8 protein-coding genes are annotated in these 9219 nt (G+C 72.3%); 3 read left to right on the top strand and 5 right to left on the bottom strand.

The window, feature by feature from the left end; translation table 11 throughout:
* The 3 genes from AOK11_RS28105 to AOK11_RS28095 all read left to right on the top strand — a co-directional run.
* On the top strand, positions 1–1045 hold a 1045-nt coding region (locus AOK11_RS28105; RefSeq protein ID WP_055596526.1), incomplete at its 5' end, for an alkaline phosphatase PhoX.
* An 81-nt stretch (positions 1046–1126) separates the two neighbouring features.
* Positions 1127–1783, top strand: coding sequence for a GntR family transcriptional regulator (locus tag AOK11_RS28100; RefSeq protein ID WP_055596525.1), 657 nt, complete (start codon positions 1127–1129; stop codon positions 1781–1783).
* A gap of 32 nt (positions 1784–1815) precedes the next feature.
* Positions 1816–2832, top strand: coding sequence for a 1-aminocyclopropane-1-carboxylate deaminase (locus tag AOK11_RS28095; RefSeq protein WP_055596524.1), 1017 nt, complete (start codon positions 1816–1818; stop codon positions 2830–2832).
* Positions 2833–3242: 410 nt separating this feature from the next.
* On the opposite strand, the gene fdhD is transcribed toward AOK11_RS28095, so the two are convergent.
* The 5 genes from fdhD to AOK11_RS28070 all read right to left on the bottom strand — a co-directional run bounded on the left by fdhD (position 3243) and on the right by AOK11_RS28070 (position 9069).
* Positions 3243–4079: a formate dehydrogenase accessory sulfurtransferase FdhD gene (gene fdhD / locus AOK11_RS28090; RefSeq protein WP_055596523.1), complete on the bottom strand. Its 837-nt coding sequence runs from the start codon at positions 4077–4079 to the stop codon at positions 3243–3245.
* Between the two features lie 82 nt (positions 4080–4161).
* Positions 4162–6474 carry an FdhF/YdeP family oxidoreductase gene (locus AOK11_RS28085; RefSeq protein WP_055596522.1) on the bottom strand — a complete coding sequence of 771 codons (2313 nt, stop codon included), beginning with the start codon at positions 6472–6474 and terminating at the stop codon, positions 4162–4164.
* 25 nt (positions 6475–6499) lie between these two features.
* Positions 6500–7129, bottom strand: a complete 630-nt coding sequence (locus AOK11_RS28080; RefSeq protein ID WP_055596527.1) for an MBL fold metallo-hydrolase — start codon at positions 7127–7129, stop codon at positions 6500–6502.
* A gap of 5 nt (positions 7130–7134) precedes the next feature.
* Positions 7135–8220, bottom strand: a complete 1086-nt coding sequence (locus AOK11_RS28075) for an S-(hydroxymethyl)mycothiol dehydrogenase (RefSeq protein ID WP_055596521.1) — start codon at positions 8218–8220, stop codon at positions 7135–7137.
* A 78-nt stretch (positions 8221–8298) separates the two neighbouring features.
* The gene (locus AOK11_RS28070) at positions 8299–9069 is read right to left on the bottom strand and encodes a maleate cis-trans isomerase family protein (RefSeq protein WP_055596520.1); all 771 of its coding nucleotides are present in this window, start codon (positions 9067–9069) and stop codon (positions 8299–8301) included.
* Positions 9070–9219: the final 150 nt, after the last annotated feature.

The following is a 9219-nucleotide window of genomic DNA, read 5'->3' as shown; positions in this document are numbered from 1 at the left end:
CTACGACCCGGGCGCGCCCGGCGGCTGCACGATCGTCGAAGTGCGCCCCGACGGCAGCGTCGCCGAGTGGGTCGGCATCGCCGGCACAGCCGACAACTGCGCGGGCGGCAGCACCCCCTGGGGCACCTGGCTCACCTGCGAGGAGAATTCCGACCGGGCCGGCGAGAACGGCATGACCAAGGACCACGGCTACGTCTTCGAGGTCGACCCCGCCGACCGTCGCGCCAACCGCGACCCCAAGCCCCTGAAGTTCTTCGGCCGGTACGACCACGAGGCCGTCGTCATCGACCCCCAACGCGGCCACGCCTACCTCACCGAGGACGCGGACGAACCCAACGGCCTGTTCTTCCGCTGGACCCCGCCGAAGGACTTCCGCCACGGCCCCGGCAGGTTCCGCACCCTCGCCGACGACGCGGGCGTCCTCCAGGCGCCCAAGTGCTTCGACTCCGGCGGCCGGTTCGTCGACGACCTCTCCCGCGCCACCCGGACCGGCACGGTGTACGGCGTCGACTGGGTGGACGTGCCCGACCGCGACGCGCGGACCGTCTCCGTGCGCGAGCAGTTCGGGGCCGGTGAGATCACCCGTGCCCGCAAACTGGAGGGCATGTGGTGGGGTGACGGCGGGGCGTACTTCGTCTCCTCGTACGCCCGTGAGGAGAGCCCCGTCCAGCACGACGGCCAGGTCTGGTTCTACGACCCCCGGCGCCGCACCCTCACCCTCAAGGTCCTGCTCGGCGTCAACCGGAACCCGGCCGAGGACGGCGCCTTCGACGGCCCGGACAACATCACCGTCTCCCCGTACGGCGGACTGGTCATCGCCGAGGACGGCGAGGGCGTGCAGCACCTGTTCGGCGCCACCGACAGCGGACGCACCTACCCCATCGCCCGCAACGACCTGAACATCGGCACCGAGGAGGAGCCGGAGTTCAGCGAGTTCACCGGCGTCACCTTCTCGCCCGACGGGAAGACCCTGTACGCCAACATCCAGGAACCGGGCATCATGCTCGCCGTCACGGGCCCCTGGAAGCGCCAGAAGCGCCGCTGAATCCTCTGCCCGCGGTTCCCCGCACGGTGGCGGGTGACCGCGGGCTTGCTCGGGCAGTCTCTGACATCTAACATTTCAGTTGTGGAAACCATGCGACCCGTACCGCGCACCCTGCTCAGGGACCGTGCCCATGCGGCGATCCGGGACGCCATCGTGGCCGGGGAGATCGCACCCGGCGCGGTGGTGCGGGACGCGGAGATCGCCGAGCGGCTCGGGCTGTCCCGGGCGCCGGTGCGCGAGGCGTTCGCGCGGCTGGTCGACGAAGGGCTGCTGGAGAGCAAGCCGCAGAGCTACACGCGGGTGACCCCGCTGATCGCCCGCGACGTACGGGACGCGGCGGCCGTCGTCGGCGCCATGCACGAACTGGTCACGCGCACCGCCGTACCGCGGCTGCGGGAACCCGACGTGGAACTGATGCGCACCGCGAACGAGCGGTTCGACGCCGCCGTACGGGTCGGGGACGTGGACGGCGCGCTGCGCGCCGACGACGAGCTGCACGACGTCCTCGTCCGGGTGAGCGGCAACCGTGCCGCCGCCGCGACCGCCGCCCGCTACACCCCGCTCATCCGCCGGCTGGAGCGGCAGCGCTTCGGCGAGGGCGGCGCCTGCCGTTCCGCCGGACTGCACGACCGGCTGATCGAGGCCTGCGCGGCCGGAGACCCGGACGAGGCGGTCCGGGTCACCGCGGAGATCTGGCGGGGCCTGGAGAAGCTCGCCGACGTTCCCGAGGCCCCCTGACGGCCCGGGGCTCCCTGACGGAAGGATCGCCCATGTCCCTCTCTTCCTACGAGCGTTACCCGCTGCTCTTCGGACCCTCGCCCGTGCATCCGCTGGAGCGGCTCACCGCGCACCTCGGCGGTGCCGCCCTGTGGGCCAAGCGCGAGGACTGCAACTCCGGTGTGGCCTACGGCGGGAACAAGACCCGCAAACTGGAGTACCTGGTCGCCGACGCCCTCGCCCGGGGCTGCGACACCCTCGTCTCCATCGGCGGCGTGCAGTCCAACCACACCCGCCAGGTCGCCGCCGTCGCCGCCCGCGCCGGACTCAAGTGCGTACTGGTGCAGGAGAGCTGGGTGGAGTGGCCGGACGCCGTCTACGACAAGGTCGGCAACATCCTGATCAGCCGGCTGGCCGGCGCCGACGTGCGCCTGGTGCGGGCCGGGTTCGGGATCGGCTTCAAGGAGAGCTGGGAGCAGGCGCTGAGGGAGGTCGAGGAGTCGGGCGGCAAGCCGTACGCCATCCCGGCCGGCGCCTCCGACCACCCGCTCGGCGGACTGGGCTTCGCCAACTGGGCCCATGAGGTCGCCGAGCAGGAGGAGGAGCTGGGCGTCTTCTTCGACACCGTGATCGTGTGCTCGGTCACCGGGTCCACCCAGGCCGGGATGGTGGCCGGATTCCGGGCGCTTCAGGAGGCGGGCGGGCGGACCCGGCGGGTGATCGGGATCGACGCGTCGGCGGCGCCCGTCCGCACCCGCGAACAGATCGCGCGGATCGCGCAGAACACCGGCCGGCTCATCGGCGTACGCCAGGACCTGACCGTCCAGGACGTGGAGCTGGACGACCGGTACCACGCGGGCACTTACGGAATCCCCGACGACACCACGCTGGACGCGATGCGGCTCGCCGCCCGCACCGAGGGGATGGTCACCGACCCCGTCTACGAGGGGAAGTCGATGGCCGGGCTGATCGACCTGGTGTCCCGCGGCGAGATCGGCCGCGAGTCCACCGTGCTGTACGCCCACCTGGGCGGCCAGCCGGCGCTGAACGCGTACAGCGCGCTGTTCTGATCGGCCGGTGAGCGTCCGGGTCCGAGCGGGCGCCCCGGTGGCCGGGGACGCCGCCGTGCCGTATCGCGGTCCCCGAGCCGTCGGTGCCGAACCCGTCGGGCCTCGGCGCGGGGAACAATGTCCGGACGGGCGGGGCCGCGCCTCCCCGGCCGGGAGGCGCGGCCCCGCCCGATGGTGTCCCGCCGGGTGGTGTAACCGATCAATGGACCGGAACTCGCAGGTCGCGTCAGGTACAGGCGCCGACGGGGGCATCCCCGCCGCCCGCCCGGACGCCCGGCGGGCCGCGCCCGCCGGAGAGATCGGCGCGAGCCGAGGACCGGAACGTGACGCACGTGATCGCTCACACACCACCCGGCCGGGACACGCCCCCCCCGCCCGGTGGGAGCCGGCGGCCTCGCGTGCGGAGGCGGTCACCGCGGCGGCGGCAGTCGCAGCCTCTCGGCGCCGGTGTAGACGTTCATCGAGCGGCCGCGCAGGAAGCCGATCAGGGTCAGCCCGCTCTCCGCGGCGAGGTCCACCGCCAGTGACGAAGGGGCGGAGACAGCCGCCAGCATCGGAATCCCGGCCATCACGGCCTTCTGCACCAGCTCGAACGAGGCTCGGCCACTGACCATGAGGACCGTCTCGCGCAGCGGAAGCAGACCCGACCGGAGAGCGTGCCCGACGGTCTTGTCCACGGCGTTGTGCCGGCCCACGTCCTCACGGAGGCACAGCAGATCGCCCCCGGCCGTGAAGAGGCCGGCGGCGTGCAGGCCGCCGGTGGCGTCGAACACGCGCTGGGCCGCCCGCAGCCGGTCGGGCAGGAGGGCCAGCGTCTCCGGTTCGACGCGCAGCGCGTCCTCGGCCACGGTCCAGGCGGCCGTGGTACGTACGGCGTCCAGGCTGGCCTTGCCGCACAAGCCGCACGAGGAGGTGGTGTAGAAGTTCCGCTCCAGCGAGGCGTCGGGGGCCGCGACGTCCGGCGCCAGACCGATGTCCACCACGTTGTAGCTGTTGCCGCCGTCCGCCGTGGCCCCGGCACAGTAGCGGATCGTGCCGACGTCGCCGGCGGCGTGGACCACCCCCTCACTCACCAGGAATCCGGCTGCGAGATCGAAGTCGTCACCGGGGGTGCGCATGGTCACGGTGAGCGGCCGGCCACCCACGCGGATCTCCATCGGCTCTTCGGCCGCGAGGACGTCCGGGCGGTGCTCGGCCACCCCGTCCCGCAGGCGCAGTACCCGTCGGCGGGCGGTCACTCGGCCCATGGCCGCGTCCCTTCTCTGTTCGGAGGCCACCCGGCGCGGTGCCGGGCGGAGGCCGCCCCGCGGCGGGGCGACGCGCCGGGGTTCACGCTCTCTCGTCCCGACGTGGTCTCAGGCGCACGATGACGGATTTGGAGGTGGGGGTGTTGCTGATGTCGGCCGTACTGTCCAGAGGGACGAGGACGTTGGTCTCGGGGAAGTAGGCGGCGCAGCAACCACGGGCGGTGGGGTAGGCCACGACGCGGAAGTCCGGCGCGACGCGGGTCTCACCGTCGCCGTACTCGCCCACGAGGTCGACGCGGTCGGCGTCGTCCAGTCCGAGCGCCGCCAGGTCGTCGGGGTGGACGAGAACGACCCGCCGGCCGCCCCGGATGCCGCGGTAGCGGTCGTCCAGGCCGTAGATCGTGGTGTTGTACTGGTCGTGGGAGCGCACCGTCTGCAGGATCAGCCGTCCCTCCGGTACCCGCAGACCCTCGAGGCGGTTGACGGTGAAGTTGGCCTTCCCCGTGGCGGTGGGGAAGCTGCGCTCGTCGCGCGGGCCGTGCGGCAGGACGAAGCCGCCGGGGCGGCGGACCCGCCGGTCGAAGTCCCCGAAGCCGGGGACGACGCGTGCGATGCGGTCGCGGATCAGCGTGTAGTCGTCGGCCAGTTCACGCCACGGCACCTGCGGGCCCCCCGCCCGGCCGGCCAGTGCCCGCTCGGCGAGGCCGCAGACGATCGCGACCTCCGAGCGCAGGTGGGGCGAGGCCGGCGGCAGGGTGCCGGTGGAGGCGTGCACGGCGCTCATCGAGTCCTCGACCGTGACGAACTGCGGTCCGGCGGCCTGCATGTCCACCTCGGTGCGCCCCAGGGTGGGCAGGATCAGGGCCCGGCGGCCGGTGACGGTGTGGGAGCGGTTGAGCTTGGTCGACACCTGCACGGTCAGGGCGGTGCGGCGCAGCGCCGCCTCGGTGGCGGCGGTGTCGGGAGTGGCGGAGGCGAAGTTGCCGCCCAGGGCGAAGAACACCTTGACCCTGCCGTCGCGCATGGCCCGGATGGTGTCGACCACGTCGTACCCGTGGGCACGGGGCGGGGCGAAGCCGAACTCCTTCTCCAGGGCGTCCAGGAACTCCTCCGAGGGCTTCTCGTAGATGCCCATGGTGCGGTCGCCCTGCACGTTGGAGTGGCCGCGCACCGGGCAGACGCCCGCGCCGGGGCGGCCGATGTTGCCGCGCAGCAGCAGGAAGTTGACGATCTCGCGGATCATGGGCACGGAGTGCTTGTGCTGGGTCAGGCCCATCGCCCAGCACACCACGATCCGCTCGGACCCCAGGACCATCCGGTGGATGCGTTCGATCTGCTCCCGTTCCAGCCCGGTGGCCTCCAGGACGTCCGGCCAGTCGGTGGCGCGCACGTCGGCGCTGAAGTCGGCGAAACCGTGCGTGTGTTCGGTGATGAAGGAGTGGTCCAGCACGGTGCCGGGCGTCTCCTCCTCGGCCTGGAGCAGCAGCCGGTTCAGGGCCCGGAACAGGGCCAGATCGCCCCCGAGGCGGATCTGCGCGAACTCGTCGGTCAGCTGGGTGCCGCGGCCGATGACGCCGGAAGGTTTCTGCGGGTTCTTGAACCGCAGAAGACCGGCCTCCGGCAGCGGGTTGACCGTCACGATGCGTGCCCCCGCCCGCTTGGCCCGTTCCAGGGCCGAGAGCATGCGGGGGTGGTTGGTGCCCGGGTTCTGGCCCACGACGAAGAGGAGGTCGGAGGCGTGCAGGTCCTCCAGCGACACGCTGCCCTTGCCGATCCCGATGGTCTCCGTCAGAGCGGCTCCGGACGACTCGTGGCACAGGTTCGAGCAGTCCGGCAGGTTGTTGGTGCCCAGCGCCCGTACCAGGAGCTGGTAGACGAACGCCGCCTCGTTGCCGGTGCGGCCCGAGGTGTAGAAGGACGCCTCGTCCGGGGAGTCCAGTTCGGCCAGTTCCCCGGCGACGATGTCGAACGTCTCCTCCCACGACACGGGCCGGTAGTGCTCCGCTCCGGGCGCCAGGTACATCGGGTGGGTGAGCCGCCCCTGCTGGCCCAGCCAGTAGTCGCTGCGCTCGGCCAGCTCCGCCACGGAGTGCGCGGCGAAGAAGTCGGGCGTGACCCGGCGCAGCGTGGCCTCCTCGGCCACCGCCTTGGCGCCGTTCTCGCAGAACTCCGCCGCATGACGGCTGTCTCCTTCCGGCCAGGCGCAGCCGGGGCAGTCGAACCCGTCCTTCTGGTTGACCTTCAGCAGTGTCAACAGGGTGCGGCGCGCGCCCATCTGACGCCCACTGTGACGCAGTGACTGCACCACCCCGGGGATTCCCGCCGCATAGGTCTGGGGCGGGCCGACGCTCAGACCACTGTCGTCGACATCGTGCTCGGGCGGCCGAACGGCCATGGGACATCTCCTTCGAAGGACTGTTTCAGTGGCCGCGGTCCAGCCAGGTCTGCAGGTGGGGCCGTTCCTCGCCGATGGTGGTGTCCTCGCCGTGCCCGGTGTGCACCGTGGTGTCGCCGGGAAGACCGAGCAGGCGGTCGCGGACCGAGGCGATGATCGTGGGGAAGTCGGAGAACGACCGGCCGGTCGCCCCCGGGCCTCCCCGGAAGAGGGTGTCTCCTGAGAAGAGGGCCCCCAGTTCCGGCGCGTGCACGCAGACGGCGCCGGGCGTGTGCCCGGGTGTGTGGAGAATCCGCAGTTCGGTGCCGGCGACGGTGAGGACCTGATCGTCGGCGAGGTCGGCGTCGGGCAGGCGCCCCGGATGGGTCAGCTGCCACAGACGGAAGTCGGCCGGGTGGAGGAGGACGGGTGCGCCGGTCAGTTCGGCGAGTGCCGGGGCGGCGTTGACGTGGTCGTCGTGGGCGTGGGTGCACACGATGGCGCGCACCGTACGGTTTTCGACCTTCGCGGCGATGCCCTCGGCGTCGTGCGCGGGGTCGATCACCACGACCTCGTGGTCGTCGCCCACGATCCAGACGTTGTTGTCGACCTCCCAGGTGCCGCCGTCCAGCGAGAACGTGCCGGAGGTGACCAGGTGGTCGATGCCCGTCCGCACGGTCGTCACAGGACCACCACCGAGCGCAGCACCTCGCCGTGGTGCATCTTGGCGAAGGCCTCCTCCACCTGGTCCAGGGCGATGGTCTCGGACACGAACGCGTCCAGGTCGAGCCGGCCCTGCAGGTACAGGTCGATGAGCATCGGGAAGTCCCGGGAGGGCAGACAGTCGCCGTACCAGCTCGACTTCAGGGCCCCACCGCGGCCGAAGACGTCCGGCAGCGGCAGCTTCAGCTCCATCTTCGGGGTGGGCACGCCGACCAGGACGACCGTGCCGGCCAGGTCGCGGGCGTAGAAGGCCTGGGCGTAGGTCTCCGGGCGGCCGACGGCGTCGATGACGACGTCCGCACCGTGCCCTCCGGTCAGCTCCCGGACGCGCTCGACCACGTCGGTCTCACGGCCGTTGACGGTGTGGGTGGCACCGAGGGCGCGGGCCTGCGCCAGCTTCCGGTCCTCCAGGTCCACCGCGATGATCTGCGAGGCGCCGGCCAGCCGGGCGCCGGCGATCGCCGCGTTGCCGACGCCGCCGCAGCCGATGACCGCGACCGAGTCGCCGCGGGTGACGTTGCCGGTGTTGATCGCCGCACCCAGCCCGGCCATCACGCCGCAGCCCAGCAGCCCGGCGGCGGCCGGGGCGGCGGCCGGGTCGACCTTGGTGCACTGCCCGGCCGCCACCAGGGTCTTCTCGGCGAACGCGCCGATTCCCAGGGCGGGGGAGAGCGGGGTGCCGTCCGCGAGAGTCATCGGCTGAACGGCGTTGTGGGTGTCGAAGCAGTACCAGGGGCGGCCGCGCCGGCAGGCCCGGCACGTGCCGCACACCGCACGCCAGTTGAGGACGACGAAGTCGCCGGGGGCGACGTCGGTGACGCCCTCGCCGACGGATTCCACGACACCGGCCGCCTCGTGGCCGAGGAGGAAGGGGAACTCGTCGCTGATCCCGCCCTGCCGGTAGTGCAGGTCGGTGTGGCACACGCCGCAGGCCTGCACCTTCACCACGGCCTCGCCCGGGCCGGGGTCGGGGATGACGATCGTCTCGACGCTCACCGGCTTGTCCACGCCGAGGGCGACGACGCCGCGTACTTCCTGTGTCATGTCCTGGGTCCTTTCGCTGGGAGGGGGGCCGGGACCCGGCCCGGTTCTTCGGGGCACCGCACGGGGCGGCGCCGCGGCTCACCTGCCGGGAGTCCCGACCTCCGTGCCGGACAGCAGGCGGCCCGCGCCCGGCACCAGCGGCGGCAGACCGAGTTCGGTGAGGATGCGGAAGGCTGTGGCGGTCGCCGCCGACAGCACCGGCAGTCCCAGCTCGTCCTCGACCGGCTGGACCGCCGCCAGTGACGGCATCTGGACACAGGCCGACAGGACCACGGCGTCCGCGTCGCCGAGCTTCAGCCGCTTGTAGTGCTCGCGCAGGTCCTGCGGGTCGAGCCGGGCGACCGCCAGGTTGTCGGCCACCTCCAGGCTGAGCGCGTCCACGACCTCGACGCCCGCGTCCTCGATGTACTCGGCGACCAGGCGCGTGAGCGGCTTCATGTACGGCGTGACGATGGCGACCTTCTTCGCGCCCAGCGCCGCGATGCCGTCCAGCAGGGCGCCCGCGCTGGACACCACCGGAACCTGCGCCCCCTGCTCGCGCAGCACGGCGGTGATCTCGTCCTCGGCGGTGCAGTGGTGGCCCGGACCCTGCGCCATGATGGCGACCAGGCAGGCGGTGGCCACGACGTCCGGGCGGGCGTCGGCCAGCTCCAGAGCGGCGCGCTCGGTCTGGGCGTTCATCGCCCGCAGCTCCTCCGGCGTCACGTGCTTCATCCGCATCCGGCTGCTGTGGAAGACGAAGCGGTGCTCGGGCTCGGCGGCCTCGCGGGCCCGCAGCAGGCGCGGCAGCTCGGTCTCCATGGTGAGGTTCGAGCTGGGAACGATGAGGCCGATGTGGTGGTCTGTCACGGTTTCCTCCGTGGCTCGGGGCGTGCCCGGGGGACGCCCGGCGCCGCGAGCACCCGTGGAGCGGGGCACGGCACCGGAGCGTTTTCCGGGTGGGGGAGTGGTAGGAAAGCGGTGGGAAGGCCGGCGGACCCGCCGGCCTTCCCACCGCTT

The sequence above is a fragment of the Streptomyces hirsutus genome (assembly GCF_001418415.1).
Taxonomy (GTDB): Bacteria; Actinomycetota; Actinomycetes; order Streptomycetales; family Streptomycetaceae; genus Streptomyces; species Streptomyces hirsutus.
Note: the sequence above shows the minus strand (reverse complement) of the source record. Positions and strands in the feature narration are given on the sequence as shown.

What these genes read in the sequence shown, in the direction of transcription:
- AOK11_RS28095 (WP_055596524.1), top strand. Translation starts at nt 1,816, where the DNA reads ATGTCCCTCTCTTCCTACGAGCGTTACCCGCTGCTCTTCGGACCCTCG.
- fdhD (WP_055596523.1), bottom strand. Translation starts at nt 4,079, where the DNA reads ATGGGCCGAGTGACCGCCCGCCGACGGGTACTGCGCCTGCGGGACGGG.
- AOK11_RS28085 (WP_055596522.1), bottom strand. Translation starts at nt 6,474, where the DNA reads ATGGCCGTTCGGCCGCCCGAGCACGATGTCGACGACAGTGGTCTGAGC.
- AOK11_RS28075 (WP_055596521.1), bottom strand. Translation starts at nt 8,220, where the DNA reads ATGACACAGGAAGTACGCGGCGTCGTCGCCCTCGGCGTGGACAAGCCG.